A 15,759-nucleotide genomic window follows, 5' to 3' on the forward strand; every position below is an offset into this window, starting at 1 on the left:
AGGCCGTTATGACGACTGATTGCCATTGGCTGCAATGCTGCTCGCTGATTTAGGGGGACTGCTTGGTTCTGTGGGGCGATGAGGTGTCAGGGCATCTATGCTCACATCTTTCTGTTTTAGGGCTGCTGCGTCTCTCGATATTGTTGCGGCATCAACCTCTAATTGAATCGCTATTTCGCGCTGACTCATTCCTTCGGAAAGCAGCTGGTCAACCTTCATTTGGCGTTCCATGATCTGAACTCTTTTTGCTGCTTTGGGGTCTAGTTGATCTCGGAACTCCCAGCCGAAATCCAGATTGCCGCTGACGACCTTCCACCAGAATTGAATTGTCGTTGGGGCTGAATCTTCATCGTCACGCTTCTGTCGGACGATGTTAAAGCCACCGCCGTACTCACGTGGAGCGCCGGGGTCAGGAGTTAGCCAAATTACGTTGGCCGGCTCGCTGAGCGCTACGGTTTCTGCGATGAGGCTGTTTCTTTTTGGCTTAGAGTCCAGGGCGACCACAGCGATGCCTCTTGCATTTAGCTTTTTAAAGAACGCAAGCACATCGCCACTCTCGGTGGCGTCAAGTGTTCGCCCGTACTTTAACCAGGACGCGAGATCGTCGATGATGATCAATTCCACGGAGTGTGGAATCGCTTTGATAAACTCCCCTTGATCGTGAACCGAATTTAAGAAGATAGGGGCCTCGGCCCTACGCCGATATATATGCAGGTTCTTACGTGCTCTTTCCTGCGATGATGGATAGGGATCTCGCATACCAATTAGGGCGAACCTTTTTGTGTCAGGCAGATCATTGTTGCGGCTTGTGCAGTAGCAAACCCTCGTTTCCTTTGCTTGGCCAAACGACATAAACGTCTTGCCGCCCGCTGCACCGTAGGCAAGCAGTTGACCAAGTAACCTGCCATCGAGATCTGGCGCGATGTTGATCAGGACGGTTGTGGCGGCAGGTATGAGCTGAGGAACGATGAATTTCTGCTGCACTTGCTCCGATGCCAGCATTTCAGCTAACGTTCGAACCCGATTCATGCCGCGCTCCCTTGCGCACTTACCTGCTCTCGGGATTGAACCAACAGGGTTACGAAAGCCTTCATGTCAACAGGTGTCTTACTACGAGAGGCGAATAGGTGTGCCGCAATCCATGCGTCAATCTCGTTTGCGCTATAGCCAGTCGCCCTAACACCAATTGAAAATCCAGGCGGGAACACACCTTTGACAATGTCTGCGTGGATGGTGGAATTCGCTCGACCACATTTGCCTTTGAGTTGACTGTGGCGAAGAATGCTGTCGCTAGTCCGTGCGCGAATCTGTTGAATGATTTGGTGCAGTTCTAGCTGTACATCTGCCTGCGCATCCGGTTCGGAAGTGGAGGCGGCTGTGGCCGGTTTGGTATTGCTTCTATAGGTGTTCATTACTGCATCCTTTCGTCTAAAGAATGATGAAAGGATAGCGTGGCATGACTGCAAAATCGATGACCCCACCGTACGTTGGGGGTGGTGAATTTTTGCGGATTAAATCTGATGGTTGGCCGGAGAGTGCAAGCAGTTGCTGCTCAGCGCCGGCTGTAGCTTCAACCCCTGCTGCTGGCTTTGGTGGGGTAAAGTGCTAGAGCATCCCATTGGTAGGGTTCAAGCGCATTAGGTACTTCTGTGGGGAGAAGAAGGTTTGCTTGATCAATCTCGCGCCAGGAAAGGCCCTGCTTCAAATACATGGGCATTGCTGAGACCTTTGGAGGAACCACGCGTACCCTGAAATCGAAGAACGTATCTGCGAGCCGCTTGAATTGATCAACGTCCACGTTGCACACGAAGTCAAAAAGCAGATCTTCGTTGAACCGTAATGGTGATTTGATTGTGGCCGCCACAGCAGCCCAGTAATGAGAGGATGAGAAGTGATCTTTCCATTGTTCTTGTATCCGTTGCCATTTACTGCGGGGAATAAGCTTTTCTGAAATTGGCTTTCGTAAAGGAGCGTTTTTAAGTAACCATGCAGCCCTACTTAGCGCGGGTGCTGCGCATAGCTTTCGATCATACATCTGCTGGTAAAGATACAGGGATGATCCGACGTCATGTGGCACCTCGGCTCTTTTAAAGCCCTGTCTTAGTACATCAATTGCATGGGCTCCTAAGAGAGCCTTGGCGGCTGTCTGATCGTATCGACGCATTCCCGATTGACTGGTTCGGACGGTATCGATAAAGCGCATAAGTGCAATAGAAAACGCTCTCCGATCTAGCTGAAAGCTTGTGTACGCAGAAGTTTCATGACCATCCGAGTCATAAGCCAGTGGCTTGCTTGAATTTCGCTCCGTTGAAGTCGTGCGGTGAGTCACGATAGGGGTGCGTGGAGCAGGTATAGCAAAGGCCACGTGTTCGTCGTACAGCAAATCGAGCAATAGATGACGGAGCCAAGTTTGATCCTCTAGATGCTTTTGGTATTCTGGAGTCGTATTCAGGCGAGCCTGTTTCAACTTGTTTTGCGCATCCGATGCTGCGTCCCCAACCTCATTTTCACCCCAGCCGGTAAGTGGAGGATACTTTGCGATCATCATGCGTTTTCCTCTGGATGCAAACCTGCGCCTTGTGTCGTTATATATCCCAACGCCAACTGCGACTTTGTGTGTAGCTAGTTGTGTAGCTAGCGTTGATTTTCAATGCACCGATTGGTTAAGTCTTTGAATTTAAAGTGAATTTATATTACATTAAAATCACGTCGTACTGCTCCTGGTGGTACGCCGTCTCCACCTGTAGCGAGATCTTTTTGCCGATGAAGTCCCCCAGCATCGCCAGGTGCTGCGACTCCTCTTCGAGGAACATGTCGACCACCTCCTGCGAGGCGAGGATGCGGAATTCGCGCGGATTGAATTGCTTCGCTTCGCGCAGCAGCTCGCGCAGGATTTCGTAGCAGATGGTGCGCGAGGTCTTGACCTGGCCCTTGCCGGCGCAGGCCGGGCAGGGTTCGCACAGGATGTGCGCCAGCGATTCGCGCGTGCGCTTCCTTGTCATCTCCACCAGGCCAAGCGCCGAGAAGTTCGACACCGACACCTTGGTGCGGTCGCGCGACAGCGTCTTTTTCAGCTCCTGCAAGACGGCGTTGCGGTGCTCGTTGTTCTCCATGTCGATGAAGTCGAGGATGATGATGCCGCCCAGATTGCGCAGGCGCAGCTGGCGCGCGATCGCGTGCGCCGCCTCCAGGTTGGTCTTGAAGATCGTGTCGGCGAAATTGCGCCCGCCGACAAAGCCGCCGGTGTTGACGTCGATGGTGGTCATCGCCTCGGTCTGGTCGACGATCAGGTAGCCGCCGGATTTGAGGTCGACGCGGCGACCCAGCGCGCGCAGGATTTCCTCCTCCACGCCATACAGGTCGAACAGCGGCCGCTCGCCGGTGTAGTGCTGCAAGCGTGGCAGCACGCCGGGCGTGTAGGCCTTGCCGAATTCGACCAGGTTCAAATAGTTTTCGCGCGAGTCGACCTGGATGGTGGCCGTGTCGTCGTGGACGAAGTCGCGCAGCACGCGCTGCGCCAGGCTCAAATCCTGGTGCAGCAGGGTGGTGGCGGGACGGGTCTTGGCGCCGTGGACGATGGCGCCCCAGGTCTTGCGCAGGTATTCAACGTCGGCGGCGATGTCGGAGTCCGACGCGTCCTCGGCCTGCGTGCGTACGATGTAGCCGCCTTTTTCGTCGGCCGGCAGCAGGCTTTGAAGCCGCGTGCGCAGCGCTTCGCGTTCCGCTTCCTTTTCGATCTTTTGCGAGATGCCGATGTGGGCGTCCTGCGGCAGGTACACCAGCATGCGGCCGGCGATGGAGATTTGCGTCGACAGGCGCGCGCCCTTGGTGCCGATCGGGTCCTTGATGACCTGCACCGTCAGCACCTGGCCGTCGAACAGGATTTTTTCAATCGGGGTGGGGGCGGCGTTCTGGCCGCCGTCGTGCGGGCGCGCCTCCCAGATGTCGGCCACGTGCAGGAAAGCGGCGCGTTCGAGGCCGATGTCGATGAAGGCCGATTGCATGCCGGGCAGCACCCGCACCACCTTGCCGGAGTAGACGTTGCCGGCCAGGCCGCGCGTGAGCGTGCGTTCGATGTGCAGCTCTTGCACGGCGCCTTGCAAAATCAGGGCGACCCGCGTTTCCTGCGGGGTGATGTTGATCAGGATGTCTTCGTTCATGTGTCTCGGCGGCCGGCTGGCGCGGCTTCTGTGGCTATGTGAAGACTGATCATACACGAACCCGCACTGCGGCAAAAAGGGGTCGTACCCCTTGGGGTACGACCCCGGCGTCCGGGGGGCGGGTCAACACTCAATCGGAGAGTTACGGCAGCGGCAGTCCGGCCTGCCGCAGCAGCTGCGCGGTCTCGTACAGCGGCAGGCCCATGATGCCGGAATGGCTGCCGGCGATATGTTCGATGAATTGCGCGGCGGGGCCCTGGATGCCGTAGCCGCCGGCCTTGTCGTAGGGTTCGAGCGTGGCGCAGTAGGCGGTGATGGCGGCCGGCGACAGCACGCCGAAACGCACTTCCGATACCTGCGTGATTTGCCCGGTGAAGTCGGCCGAATGCACGGCGATGGCCGTCAGCACCTGGTGGGTGCGGCCGGACAGCTGCGTGAGCATGGCGTTGGCTTCGACGCGGTCGGCCGGCTTGCCGAGGATCTGGCCGTCGATGGTGACGGTGGTGTCGGCGGTGAGCACGGCGCGCGGCTTGAGGTGGCGGCGTTGCACCAGGTTGTAGCCGAAGGCGGCTTTTTCCTGCGCCACGCGGGCCACGTACTCGAGCGGCGCTTCGCCTTCGATCACGTCTTCGGTGACGTCGGCGCCGCGCGGACCGTCGGCGCGCAGCAGCAGCAGTTCAAAATCGATGCCGATCTGGCGCAGCAGTTCGCGCCGGCGCGGGCTTTTGGAGGCAAGATAGATCTTTTTTTCGACCAGTTTCATTTTCCGACGCGTCAAACTCTATGGTAAGGGTGGTTCTGGGTGATCGACCAGGCGCGATACAGTTGTTCGGCCAACAATACCCGTACCATACCATGAGGGAGCGTCATACTGGAAATCCGGATCAGGCCTTCGGCGCGCGCCTTGAGCTCCGGATCGAGGCCGTCGGCCCCGCCGATCAGGAAGGCGGTGTCGCGCCCGTCCTGCTGCCAGGCTTCCAGCTGCTGCGACAAACCGACCGAAGTCAGGTCCTTGCCACGCTCGTCGAGGGCGATGATGCGCACCGATTTGGGCAGCGCCGCCTCGATGCGCTCGCGTTCGAGCGCCATCGCGGTGGCCGCTGTCTTGCTGCCCGAACGGTCGACCGGCTTGATTTCCTTGAGCACGATCTTCAGTTCCGGCGGCATGCGCTTCGCGTATTCGGCGAAGCCCGCTTCGATCCAGGACGGCATTTTATGGCCGACCGCAGCGATGATCAGCTGCATCGTGGATTATTCCGCGACTTTTTTGATACGCTTGATGACCGTCTTGGCCGGCGCTTCGTCGGCTTTCGGCTTGGCGGCCTTCGGCGCTTTCGGCTTCGGTGGCAGGGCTTTCAGCGCTTCGGCCGAGGCGACGGCGCTCTTGGTCTTGCCGACCTTGATGGTTTTGCCGACCGGGATCGCGGCCTTCTTGGCGGCCGGTTTCTTCTCGGCGGCCGGTTTGGCGGCGGCGGCTTTGCGGGCCGGGGTCTTCTTCTCGATCACCGGCGAGGCGTCGACGGCTTTTTTGCCGGCGGCCAGGTGGCTGGAGATTTTCTTCGGCTCGTCGGCTTCCTCGCCTTCCTTGGTCGACTTGCGCTTGGCGGCGCCCAGCTTGACCGGCTTGTCGCCCCAGATTTCTTCCAGGCGGTAGTAGGCGCGGATTGGCGCTTGCATGATGTGGACGATCATGTCGCCCAGGTCGACCAGCACCCATTCACCGGTGTCCTCGCCTTCCATGCCGTAGACGTCGCCGCCGGCGGCTTTGACCTTGTCGCGCACCGAGGCGGCCAGCGCCTTGGTTTGGCGGTTGGAGGTACCGGAGGCGATAGCGATACGGTCGAAAAGGCTGGTCAGGTGGGTGGTGTCGAACAGCGTGATGTCTTGTGCCTTGACGTCTTCGAGGGCGTCAACGACGAGGGATTGCAGTTTTTTGATGTCCATTTAGCTTTTGTATAGATTGTGTTGTTCAATATAGTCTAGCACTAGCGGCGGGATAAGCGAGTTTGCCTGTTCCCCCCGTTGTAATGCCGCACGTATTTCGGTGGCGGAGATATCCACCGCGAAGTCTTGTGCCAGATAAGTCAGACCGTGCGGCGTGTTGCGGATTTGTTCAGGCGTTCCCATACGACTGGAGAACGCCGCGGCGACCGCCGGCGGAAGGCCGGCGGCGCCTATGTCGAAGCCAGGGCGGGCCGCTACGCAGATATGGGCGTAGTCGAACAGCGCCTGCCATTCATTCCAGGTGTCGAGCCGCTGGAGCTGGTCGGCGCCCATCACGAAAGCGATGCAGGCGCCCGGTCCCAGTTCGGCGCGCACCAGGCGCAGCGTCTCGATGGTGTACGTTGGCAGGCCCTTGGCGGCGCGCTCGATTTCCTGCATGTCGATGGCGACGTCGAACGGCTGGCCCTTGAAGCCGATGGCCACCATCTCGGCGCGCTGTTCCGGCGTCGCCTTGAGCATGGCTTTTTGCCATGGCAGGCCGGCCGGGATCACGCGCAGCTGGTCCACTTGCAGCAGTTGCGCGAAATAGGCGCCGAGGGCGATATGACCGTGGTGGACCGGATCGTAGCTGCCGCCCAGCAGTGCAACCCGCTGTGCCATGGCCTTTGTCACGCGGCCAGCCAGTCGCGGTGCGGCAGGAAGTCGGTGTACAGCGCCGCTTCCGGCGTGCCGTCCTCGGGTTCCCAGCGATAGCGCCATTTGACGATCGGCGGCATCGACATCAGGATCGCCTCGGTGCGGCCGCCCGACTGCAGGCCGAACAGGGTACCGCGGTCGAAGACGAGATTGAATTCGACGTAGCGGCCGCGCCGGTAAGCCTGGAAATCGCGTTCGCGCTCGCCGTACGGCGTGTCCTTGCGGCGTTCCAGGATCGGCAGGTAGGCCGTCAGGAACGAATTGCCCACGCTTTGCATCAGCGCGAAGCTCTGGTCGAAACCTTCTTCATTCAAATCGTCGAAGAAGATGCCGCCGACGCCGCGCGCCTCCTTGCGGTGTTTCAGGTAGAAATAATCGTCGCACCACTTCTTGTAGCGCGCGTGCAGGTCGTCGCCGAACGGCGCCAACGCGTCGTGGCAGCTTTGGTGGAAGTGTTTAACGTCTTCCTTGTCGCCGTAATAGGGCGTCAAATCCATGCCGCCGCCGAACCACCATGCCGGTTCGCCGCTGATGGTGGTCGTGGTGAAGAAGCGCACGTTCATGTGCACCGTCGGCGCGTACGGATTGCGCGGATGGATCACCAGCGACACGCCCATCGCTTCCCATGGGTTGCCGCCCAAATCGGGACGCGCGGCCGACGCCGACGGCGGCAGTTTGGCGCCCATCACGTGCGAGAAGTTGACGCCACCGCGTTCGATGACATTGCCTTCCTCGACCAGGCGCGAAATCCCGCCGCCGCCTTCCGGACGTTCCCACTCGTCGCGCAGGAAGGCCTTGCCATCGAGCGCTTCGAGCGCGTCGATGATGCGGGCCTGCAGATCGAGCAGGAAGGCCTTGACGGCCGCTGGATTCGGGGCGGAGAGCATGCGTATTATGGCTTCAGTCTTAGTGCTTCAAACCGCGCCAGCCGATGTCGCGGCGGCACTGCATGCCTTCGAAGGAGATCTGGTCGACCACCTCGTAGGCCTGCTTTTGCGCCAGCTTGACGCTGTCGGCCAGGCCAACCACGCACAGCACGCGGCCACCGGTCACTTGCAACTGGCCGCCCACTTCGGCGGTGCCGGCGTGGAAGGTCACCGATTCCGGCGTTTCGGCCGGGATGCCTTCGATCACGGCGCCCTTGAGCGGCGCGTCCGGGTAGCCGGCGGCTGCCAGCACCACGCCAACGGCGGTGCGGCGGTCCCATTCCAGTTCGACCGTGTCCAGGGTGCCGTTGACGGCGTGTTCCATCACCGTCACCAGGTCGGTCTTCAGGCGCGACATGATCGGCTGCGTTTCCGGGTCGCCCATGCGGCAGTTGAATTCCAGCGTGCGCGGATTGCCGGCGGCGTCGATCATCAGGCCGGCGTACAGGAAGCCGGTGAAGACGATGCCGTCCTTCGCCATGCCGGCGATGGTCGGATTGATAATCTCGCGCATCACACGGGCGTGCATCGCAGGCGTGACGATCGGGGCCGGGGAGTACGCACCCATGCCGCCGGTGTTCGGGCCTTCGTCGTTGTCCTTGAGGCGCTTGTGATCCTGGCTGGTGGCCAGCGGCAGCACGTTTTTGCCGTCGCACATGACGATGAAGCTCGCTTCCTCGCCGGCCAGGAATTCCTCGATGACGATGCGGGCGCCGGCGTCGCCGAAGCGGTTATCGGCCAGCATGTCGTCGACCGCCTGATGCGCTTCTTCCAGCGACATCGCCACCACCACGCCTTTGCCGGCGGCCAGGCCGTCGGCCTTGATGACGATCGGCGCGCCGTTGGCGTCGATGTAGGCGTGCGCTTGCGCCACGTCCGAGAAGGTCTGGTATTTGGCGGTCGGGATGCCGTGACGCTGCATGAACGCCTTGGCGAAGTCCTTCGACGACTCCAGCTGCGCCGCTTCCTTGGTCGGGCCGAAGACCTTCAGGCCACGGGCGCGGAACAGGTTGACGATGCCGCCGGCCAGCGGGGTTTCCGGGCCGACGACGGTCAGGCCGATGTGCTCCTGCTCGACGAAGGTCGCCAGTTCGTGCAGATCGGTGATGTTGACGTTGACCAGGCGCGAATCGCGCGCGGTGCCGCCGTTGCCGGGGGCGACGTAGACCATCTGGATGCGTTCCGATTGCGCCAATTTCCATGCCAGCGCGTGTTCACGGCCGCCGGAGCCGACTACCAATATTTTCATAAATCCTCAGTCTTCGATCAGCGTGTTGGAATAGACTTCCTGGACATCGTCCAGCGCTTCCAACGCGTCCAGCAGTTTTTGCATCTTGACGGCGTTGTCGCCGGTGATGACGGTTTCGGTGGCCGGCTTCATGATGATCTCGGCCACTTCGGCCTTGAAACCGGCCGCTTCCAGCGCATCCTTGACGGTCGCGAAGTCGTGCGGGCCGCACAGCACTTCGAAGCCGCCTTCTTCATCGGCCACCACGTCCTCGGCGCCCGCTTCCAGCGCCACTTCCATCAGCGCGTCCTCGTTGGTGCCGGGCGCGAACAGGAACTGGCCGCAATGCTTGAACATGAAGGCCACCGAGCCCTCGTTGCCCATGTTGCCGCCGTTTTTGTTGAAGGCGTTGCGAACTTCGGCCACGGTGCGCACGCGGTTGTCGGTCATGCAGTCGACGATGATGGCCGCGCCGCCGATGCCGTAGCCCTCGTAGCGTACTTCCTCGTAGGCCGCGCCGTCCTCGCCGCCGGTGCCGCGCGTGATCGCGCGTTGCACGTTATCCTTCGGCATATTGGCGTCGGCCGCCTTGTCCACAGCCAGGCGCAGGCGCGGGTTGGTCTGGATGTCGCCGCCGCCCATGCGCGCGGCCACGGTGATTTCCTTGATCAGACGTGTCCAGATCTTGCCACGTTTGGCGTCGGTAGCGGCCTTTTTGTGCTTGATATTGGCCCATTTGCTGTGTCCAGCCATGTTCAGTCTTCCTTCGGCGCGGTTTTGTTCGGGGTTGGCGATAGTCGTTGCTATGCGGTGAGGGCGGTATTTTACCATAGTCGGGGGCGGCAAAACCGGGCGGCAACCCCCGGCGCCCGCGTGGCCGCCGCCGTTGGTGGTGTTGGGGTCGGACCCCTCGGGGTCCGACCCCGCCGTGGCTTAGGGGTTGGCAGCCTTTTACCGCCAAAGCGGGTTTGCCGTACAATCGAGGGATGGACAAAAGCATAACGAATGTGAGCCCGGCCCGGACGGCCTATCTGGGCGGCCTGGGAATCGCCATCGGCGGCGCGGTGCTGTTCTCGACCAAGGCCATCGTCGCCAAGCTGCTCTACCGTTATGACCTCGACGCCGTCACCGTGCTGGCGTTCAGGATGATCTTTTCGCTGCCGGTGTTCGCCGCCGTCGCCGTCTGGAAGATGCGCAGCGAGGCGCCGCTGTCGAAAGCCGACCGCTGGCGCCTGATCGGCCTGGGGCTGGTCGGCTACTATTTGTCCAGTTTCCTCGATTTTCTCGGGCTGCAGTACATCACGGTCGGTCTCGAGCGGCTGATTTTGTTCCTGACGCCGACCTTTGTGCTGCTGATCAGCTCCACCCTGCTCAAGCAGCACATCAGCGGCAAGCAGTGGCTGGCGCTGCTGACCTCCTATTGCGGCATCGTGTTCGTGTTCCTGCATGATTTGGACAACGGCGGCAGCAATGTGGCGCTGGGCGCGACCCTGGTCACCGGATCGGCCGCCGCCTACGCCGTCTATCTGCTGCTGTCGGGGGAAATGGTCAAGCGGCTCGGGGCGCTGCGGCTGGTGTCGTATGCGATGTGCGTTTCCAGCGTGGCTTGTATCGCCCAGTTTTTCATCCTGCGGCCGGTGTCGGCGCTGGTGCAACCGATGGGCGTGTACGGCCTGTCACTGGTCAACGGCATCCTGTGCACGGTGATGCCGGTGTTTATGACGATGGCCGCCGTAGAGCGCATCGGCGCCGGCGCCGCCTCGCAGGCGGGCATGATCGGTCCCGTGTCAACCTTGTTTCTGGGCGCGCTGCTGTTGGGCGAGCCTGTCACGTCCTGGCAACTGGCCGGCACCGCGCTGGTGATCGCCGGGATTTATCTGCTGTCCAAGAGTAAAAAATAAAACTGGATAAACCGTATACATGGATAACGTTATGAAAACCCGCATCGCCCTGATTGCCCACGACAAGAAAAAAGACGACATGATCCTGCTGGCCGGCGAGTACCGCGCCTTCCTGTCGACTTGCACCCTGGTTGCCACCGGCACCACGGGCGGGCGCTTGATCAACGAGTTGGGGCTGGAGGTGGACCGCAAGCATTCCGGGCCGTTCGGCGGGGATTTGCAGATTGGGTCGATGCTGGTGCAGGGTGAGATCGATTGCGTGATCTTCCTGCGCGATCCGATGACGCCGCAGCCGCACGAGCCGGACATCAACGCGCTGGTGCGGGCCTGCGACGTGCACAACACGCCGTGCGCGACGAACGTGTCGTCGGCGCACCTCGTGTTGTCGCAGTTGCAGTTGCGCGCTGCGGCCGCCTGAGGCGCGCTACACTCTGACACTCATGTAACGGAGGCAGTGATGACCAAGGCAATTCGTATCAACCGCGTGGGCGGTCCGGAGGTGATGGAGCTGGTGGACGTGGACCTGCCGCCGCCCGGCCCCGGCGAGGCACAAGTGCGCCACGGCGCCATCGGCCTCAATTTCATCGATGTGTACTTCCGCACCGGCCTGTATCCGCAGCCGCTGCCGGGCGGCCTGGGCATGGAAGGCGCCGGCACCGTCGAGGCGGTAGGCGAGGGCGTGACCGAAGTGAAGGTCGGCGACCGCGTTGCCTATGCCGGACGGCCGAATGGCGCCTATGCCGAGGCGCGCAACATGCCGGCGTCGCAGTTGCTGGTGCTGCCGGAGAAGATCGGCTTCGATATCGCCGCCGCCATGATGCTGCAAGGCTTGACGGTGCAGTACCTGCTGCACCGCACCGTGCACCTGAAGGCGGGCGACACCATCCTGTTCCACGCGGCGGCCGGCGGCGTCGGCCTGATCGCCTGCCAGTGGGCCAAGGTGCTGGGCGTGACCCTGATCGGCACGGTCGGCTCCGACGAGAAGGCGGCGCTGGCGACCGAGAACGGCGCCGACCACGTGATCAACTACAACCGCGAGAACTTCACCGAGCGGGTGCGCGAGATCACCGGCGGCAAGGGCGTATGCGCGGTGTACGACTCGATCGGCAAGGACACTTTCATCGGTTCGCTGGATTGCCTGGCGCCGCTCGGCACCATGGTCAGTTTCGGCAACGCGTCCGGACCGGTGCCGCCGATGGCGCTGAGCGAGCTGGCCAACCGTGGCTCGCTGTTTGTCACGCGGCCGTCGCTGGGGGCGTACATGGCCACGCGCGAGGATCTGGAGGCGGCGGCCAAGTCGCTGTTCGGCGTGGTCAACAGTGGCGCAGTGAAGATCGACGTGCGTCAGCGCTATAACCTGGCCGACGTCGCGCAGGCGCACATCGATCTCGAGGGGCGCAAAACGACCGGCTCGACGATCATACTGCCATGAACGGCAGCTTTTTCGAGGAGGACAAGGTCAAGGGCAAGCAGCGTCGCGACGAGGAAGAGGACGACGACGGCGATTTCTCCGACATGCTGAGCGAAATGCGCATCCTGCTGCCTGGGGCGCAGATGCTGTCCGCCTTCCTGATCATCCTGCCGTTCAACACCGGTTTCGCGCACATCGACCATACGGAAAAGCTGCTGTTCCTGGCGACGTTTTTCCTGGCGCTGACCAGCCTCGTGCTGTTGAGCGCGCCGGCGATCCAGCATCGTTTGATGCGGCCGTTGAAGGACAGGGCGCGCTTCAAGCGTGTGGCGACGAAGCAGATCGTGGCCGGCTCGTTCGCGCTGGCGATCGCGCTGGTGCTGGGGACGGATCTGGTGATCTCCGAGGTGTTCGGCTCCACGGTGGGCATGGTCATGGCCGGCATCATGGCGGCGTTGATCGCCATCGCATGGTGGTTGATGCCGATGTATTTGAAGCGGCATTCGGGCGTTTAATTGCGGGCGCTCGCGTGCCGTTAACCCGCAACCCGGATACAGGGGTCGGACCCATCGGGTCCGACCCCACGGGCCGCATTGCGGGTTGGACGTGTCAGCAGGTCAGCGCAAGGTCCAGTTGCGCGAGGTTAAACGGCTTGAGCAAAAACTTGGCCGACGCATCCGACAGCCCGGCATTGTCCTTGTCATGCCCGCTGACAAACACAATGTCGAGCTCGGGCTGCCCGGCCCGCGCCTGCGCCGCCAGATCGATGCCCGACATGCGCGGCAGGCTGATATCGGTCAGCAGCACATCGATATCGCCCCGTTCCATGCGCTGCAGCGCCTCTTCGGCCGTCCCTACCGCGTCGACCATGTGTCCAAGCGACTCCAGCAGCTCCGCCGTCAGCATGCGCGCGTCCTCGTTGTCCTCGACCAGCAGGATATTGCGCCGGCGTCCGCCGTCCGGCTGCGCCGGCGCCGTCTTCATGCTCGACCGTTCCCGGTGCAGCGATTCCACGTGCTGGCGGTTGGCGAACATGAAACGGATTTTGCGCGCCAAATCCTCGCGCCGGTAGGGCTTGCTCAGCAACTCCACCCCGGCGTCGAGCCGGCCGCCATGCACGATGGCGTTTTGCGTGTACCCGGACGTGAACAGGATCTCCAGCCCCGGCAGGATGGCCTTGGCCTTGCGCGCCAGGTCCGGGCTGCGCAGCTCGCCCGGCATGACCACGTCGGTGAACAGCAGATCGATCGGCAGGCCGCTGTCGATGATCGACAGCGCGCTTTGGCCGTCGGCCGCCTTGAGCACCGTGTAGCCGAGGCCCTTGAGGATTTCCACCACCGTTTCCTGCACCTGCAGGTCGTCCTCGACCACCAGCACGGTTTCGTTGCCGCCGACCACCGGACCGTTGAGCGCCGCCGGCAAGGCATCCAACTCGGCCATCGAACGCGGCAGATACAGCTTGAACGTGGTGCCGTGGCCGACTTCGCTGTAGACCTTGATATGGCCGCCGCTTTGCTTGATGAAGCCGTAGGCCATGCTCAGCCCCAGGCCGGTGCCTTCGCCCTCGCGCTTGGTGGTGAAGAAGGGCTCGAAGATCTTGTCGGCCAGATCGGACGGGATGCCGCAGCCGGTGTCGGAGACGGCCAGCATGACGTATTGGCCGGCGCAAACCTCGGGATGGCCGGCGCAATAGGCGGTGTCCAGCTCGGCGTTGCGCAGCTCGATCGTCAGCTTGCCTTGGCCATCCATGGCGTCGCGGGCGTTGATCGCCAGGTTGAGCAGCACGTTTTCCAACTGGTTGGGGTCGATCAGCGTGTGCCACAGGTCGTCGTCGACCTTCAGTTCGACCGCGACCGATTCGCCGATCGCCCGTTGCAGCAGGTCGTCCATCGCGCCCAGCAGTTCGCGCAGGTCGGCCACCACCGGTTTGAGCGGATGGCGGCGGGCGAAGGACAGCAACTGCGAGGCCAGCCGCGCGCCGCGTTCGACCGCGATCATCGCCGTCGTCAGCCGCTTCAGGGTCGCCTCGTTGGCGCCGGCCGACAATTGCAGCAGCTGCAAATTGCCGGAAATGATTTGCAGCACATTGTTGAAGTCATGCGCGACGCCGCCCGTCAGCTTGCCGATCGATTCGAGCTTTTGCGCCTGCAGCAGCGCCGATTCGGTTTCCCGCAGCGCCTCGGCGGCGCGTCTTTCGTCGGTGATGTCGCGCCCGACCGCGTGGATCAGGTCGACGTCCGGCACGGCCGTCCACGAAATGTCGCGCCACGAACCGTCCGCGTGGCGGTAGCGGTTTTCAAAGCGCAGGGTCGTCAGGCCGCTGGCCAGCCGGCCGATCTCGTTCACCGTGGCGGCCTGGTCGTCCTGATGGATCAGGGTCATGAAGTTGCGGCCGATGATCGCCGGCGCTTCGTAGCCGAGGATCGTCGTCCAGGCCGGATTGATGGAGACGATCTCCGCGTTGAAATTAGCCACCAGCATCAAATCGGTGGACAGGCGCCACATGCGGTCGCGGTCGGCCGCCTGCTGGTTGATGCGGCGCTCCAGCACCGAAACCGATTCGTGTTGCTTGCGGTAGGCGTCGCGCAGCGCCTCGGTGTCGAGCGCGCGGCCGGTGACGTCCGAAATGAGGCCTGTCAGGTGGTTGCTGTAGCCCGGTTGCAAATAGCGGCTGCCGCGCATGTGCACCCAGTGGATGCTGGTGTCGGGCCAGACGACGCGGAACTCCAGGTCCAATCCGTCGGGGCCGGTCTGCGCCGATCGCATGGCCGTGGAAACGGTCTTGCGGTCGGCCGCGTGCACGCGCGACAGCAGGTGCTCGAGACGCCAGGCGGTGGTGCCGTCGTTGAGGCCGAAGCATTGTTCGAAGTGGGAGTTGAAGGTGATGCGGCCGGAGATGACGTCCAGGTCCCATTCGCCGTAGCGCGCCACCTCCAGCGCGAAGCGCAGCTTGGTGGCGAGCTTGCGTTCGCGCTCTTCCGCCTCGCGTTGCTGGGTGATGTCGCGCGAGATCGACAGCAGGCCTTGCAGCGAACCGTCGCTGCCGAGCAGGGGGCTGACGACCACGTCCCACCACTTGGGCGTGCCTTTGGCAGTGGGGCAGAACGCCTCGAAGTGGCCGATGCTGCCGTTGCGGGCGGCGGCCAGCGCATGGTGGACTTGCTCGCGGGTCGCTTCGGGCCACAGGCTGGGCCACATCTCGCCACACACCGCGCCAAAGTTATCGATCTCCATCACGCACTGGCCGTTGACGTTCATCGCCAGCAGGCTGCCGTCGACGCCAAGGATCTTGACGCAGTCGGGGCTGTTTTCGAAGATGGACAGGTGGGCTTGCCGGCGCAAGGCGTCGGTGCCCGCCGTTGTCGGCGCGCTGTGATCGTGTGTTTCCATATAGCTCCAAAGACCGGGGACGGATTTCGCAGTAAAAGTTGTGCGGTCTCGCGGGGGCTGGGCTAGTGGCACGCTCGCAGTGTACATCAGCGAACACAACGGT

Annotated in this window: 16 protein-coding genes; 4 read left to right on the plus strand and 12 right to left on the minus strand. The window is 62.0% G+C overall.

Annotated elements, in window-relative coordinates; translation table 11 throughout:
• Window positions 1-6: 6 nt before the first annotated feature.
• From NHH88_07245 to NHH88_07295, 11 genes are all read right to left on the minus strand, one after another.
• Window positions 7-1,029: a trp operon repressor gene (locus tag NHH88_07245; GenBank protein USX15569.1), complete on the minus strand. Its 1,023-nt coding sequence runs from the start codon at window positions 1,027-1,029 to the stop codon at window positions 7-9.
• The gene (locus NHH88_07250) at window positions 1,026-1,412 is read right to left on the minus strand and encodes an AlpA family phage regulatory protein (GenBank protein USX15570.1); all 387 of its coding nucleotides are present in this window, start codon (window positions 1,410-1,412) and stop codon (window positions 1,026-1,028) included. Before NHH88_07250 ends, NHH88_07245 begins: the two co-directional genes overlap by 4 nt.
• A 158-nt stretch (window positions 1,413-1,570) precedes the next feature.
• On the minus strand, window positions 1,571-2,548 hold the full coding sequence (locus tag NHH88_07255) for a hypothetical protein (protein USX15571.1): 978 nt from the start codon (window positions 2,546-2,548) through the stop codon (window positions 1,571-1,573).
• A gap of 145 nt (window positions 2,549-2,693) precedes the next feature.
• The gene (gene rng / locus NHH88_07260; GenBank protein ID USX15572.1) at window positions 2,694-4,160 is read right to left on the minus strand and encodes a ribonuclease G; all 1,467 of its coding nucleotides are present in this window, start codon (window positions 4,158-4,160) and stop codon (window positions 2,694-2,696) included.
• 142 nt (window positions 4,161-4,302) lie between these two features.
• Window positions 4,303-4,923, minus strand: coding sequence for a Maf family nucleotide pyrophosphatase (locus NHH88_07265; GenBank protein USX15573.1), 621 nt, complete (start codon window positions 4,921-4,923; stop codon window positions 4,303-4,305).
• A gap of 11 nt (window positions 4,924-4,934) precedes the next feature.
• Window positions 4,935-5,405 carry a 23S rRNA (pseudouridine(1915)-N(3))-methyltransferase RlmH gene (gene rlmH, locus NHH88_07270; GenBank protein ID USX15574.1) on the minus strand — a complete coding sequence of 157 codons (471 nt, stop codon included), beginning with the start codon at window positions 5,403-5,405 and terminating at the stop codon, window positions 4,935-4,937.
• Window positions 5,406-5,411: 6 nt separating this feature from the next.
• On the minus strand, window positions 5,412-6,104 hold the full coding sequence (rsfS, locus tag NHH88_07275) for a ribosome silencing factor (protein USX15575.1): 693 nt from the start codon (window positions 6,102-6,104) through the stop codon (window positions 5,412-5,414).
• Window positions 6,105-6,764 (minus strand): nicotinate-nucleotide adenylyltransferase, encoded by a 660-nt coding sequence (locus NHH88_07280; protein USX15576.1) that lies wholly within the window; start codon window positions 6,762-6,764, stop codon window positions 6,105-6,107.
• A gap of 8 nt (window positions 6,765-6,772) precedes the next feature.
• Window positions 6,773-7,687: an oxygen-dependent coproporphyrinogen oxidase gene (hemF, locus tag NHH88_07285; GenBank protein ID USX15577.1), complete on the minus strand. Its 915-nt coding sequence runs from the start codon at window positions 7,685-7,687 to the stop codon at window positions 6,773-6,775.
• A 19-nt stretch (window positions 7,688-7,706) separates the two neighbouring features.
• Window positions 7,707-8,975 (minus strand): phosphoribosylamine--glycine ligase, encoded by a 1,269-nt coding sequence (purD, locus tag NHH88_07290; protein USX15578.1) that lies wholly within the window; start codon window positions 8,973-8,975, stop codon window positions 7,707-7,709.
• Window positions 8,976-8,981: 6 nt separating this feature from the next.
• Window positions 8,982-9,707 (minus strand): YebC/PmpR family DNA-binding transcriptional regulator, encoded by a 726-nt coding sequence (locus NHH88_07295; protein USX15579.1) that lies wholly within the window; start codon window positions 9,705-9,707, stop codon window positions 8,982-8,984.
• Window positions 9,708-9,940: 233 nt separating this feature from the next.
• Between NHH88_07295 and NHH88_07300 the strand changes: the two genes are divergently transcribed.
• Genes NHH88_07300 through NHH88_07315 form a run of 4 tightly spaced genes read left to right on the plus strand, consistent with a single transcriptional unit; the run spans window position 9,941 to window position 12,781 of the window.
• The gene (locus NHH88_07300; protein ID USX15580.1) at window positions 9,941-10,855 is read left to right on the plus strand and encodes a DMT family transporter; all 915 of its coding nucleotides are present in this window, start codon (window positions 9,941-9,943) and stop codon (window positions 10,853-10,855) included.
• A 31-nt stretch (window positions 10,856-10,886) separates the two neighbouring features.
• The gene (locus tag NHH88_07305) at window positions 10,887-11,273 is read left to right on the plus strand and encodes a methylglyoxal synthase (protein USX15581.1); all 387 of its coding nucleotides are present in this window, start codon (window positions 10,887-10,889) and stop codon (window positions 11,271-11,273) included.
• 39 nt (window positions 11,274-11,312) lie between these two features.
• A complete protein-coding gene (locus NHH88_07310) occupies window positions 11,313-12,287 on the plus strand; it encodes a quinone oxidoreductase (protein USX15582.1) in 975 nt (324 codons plus the stop codon).
• Window positions 12,284-12,781 carry a DUF6328 family protein gene (locus tag NHH88_07315; GenBank protein ID USX15583.1) on the plus strand — a complete coding sequence of 166 codons (498 nt, stop codon included), beginning with the start codon at window positions 12,284-12,286 and terminating at the stop codon, window positions 12,779-12,781. The genes NHH88_07310 and NHH88_07315 overlap by 4 nt, the downstream gene beginning before the upstream one ends.
• A 94-nt stretch (window positions 12,782-12,875) precedes the next feature.
• Here the strand turns inward: NHH88_07315 and NHH88_07320 are convergent, their stop codons facing one another.
• Window positions 12,876-15,656 (minus strand): response regulator, encoded by a 2,781-nt coding sequence (locus NHH88_07320; protein ID USX15584.1) that lies wholly within the window; start codon window positions 15,654-15,656, stop codon window positions 12,876-12,878.
• Between the last annotated feature and the right edge of the window lie 103 nt (window positions 15,657-15,759).

The sequence above is a fragment of the Oxalobacteraceae bacterium OTU3CAMAD1 genome (genome assembly GCA_024123915.1).
Classification (GTDB): domain Bacteria; phylum Pseudomonadota; class Gammaproteobacteria; order Burkholderiales; family Burkholderiaceae_D; genus Rugamonas.

Coding starts and splice junctions, on each gene's coding strand:
- NHH88_07245 (USX15569.1), bottom strand. CDS start 1,029: ATGAATCGGGTTCGAACGTTAGCTGAAATGCTGGCATCGGAGCAAGTG.
- NHH88_07250 (USX15570.1), bottom strand. CDS start 1,412: ATGAACACCTATAGAAGCAATACCAAACCGGCCACAGCCGCCTCCACT.
- NHH88_07255 (USX15571.1), bottom strand. CDS start 2,548: ATGATGATCGCAAAGTATCCTCCACTTACCGGCTGGGGTGAAAATGAG.
- rng (USX15572.1), bottom strand. CDS start 4,160: ATGAACGAAGACATCCTGATCAACATCACCCCGCAGGAAACGCGGGTC.
- NHH88_07265 (USX15573.1), bottom strand. CDS start 4,923: ATGAAACTGGTCGAAAAAAAGATCTATCTTGCCTCCAAAAGCCCGCGC.
- rlmH (USX15574.1), bottom strand. CDS start 5,405: ATGCAGCTGATCATCGCTGCGGTCGGCCATAAAATGCCGTCCTGGATC.
- rsfS (USX15575.1), bottom strand. CDS start 6,104: ATGGACATCAAAAAACTGCAATCCCTCGTCGTTGACGCCCTCGAAGAC.
- NHH88_07280 (USX15576.1), bottom strand. CDS start 6,764: ATGGCACAGCGGGTTGCACTGCTGGGCGGCAGCTACGATCCGGTCCAC.
- hemF (USX15577.1), bottom strand. CDS start 7,687: ATGCTCTCCGCCCCGAATCCAGCGGCCGTCAAGGCCTTCCTGCTCGAT.
- purD (USX15578.1), bottom strand. CDS start 8,975: ATGAAAATATTGGTAGTCGGCTCCGGCGGCCGTGAACACGCGCTGGCA.
- NHH88_07295 (USX15579.1), bottom strand. CDS start 9,707: ATGGCTGGACACAGCAAATGGGCCAATATCAAGCACAAAAAGGCCGCT.
- NHH88_07300 (USX15580.1), top strand. CDS start 9,941: ATGGACAAAAGCATAACGAATGTGAGCCCGGCCCGGACGGCCTATCTG.
- NHH88_07305 (USX15581.1), top strand. CDS start 10,887: ATGAAAACCCGCATCGCCCTGATTGCCCACGACAAGAAAAAAGACGAC.
- NHH88_07310 (USX15582.1), top strand. CDS start 11,313: ATGACCAAGGCAATTCGTATCAACCGCGTGGGCGGTCCGGAGGTGATG.
- NHH88_07315 (USX15583.1), top strand. CDS start 12,284: ATGAACGGCAGCTTTTTCGAGGAGGACAAGGTCAAGGGCAAGCAGCGT.
- NHH88_07320 (USX15584.1), bottom strand. CDS start 15,656: ATGGAAACACACGATCACAGCGCGCCGACAACGGCGGGCACCGACGCC.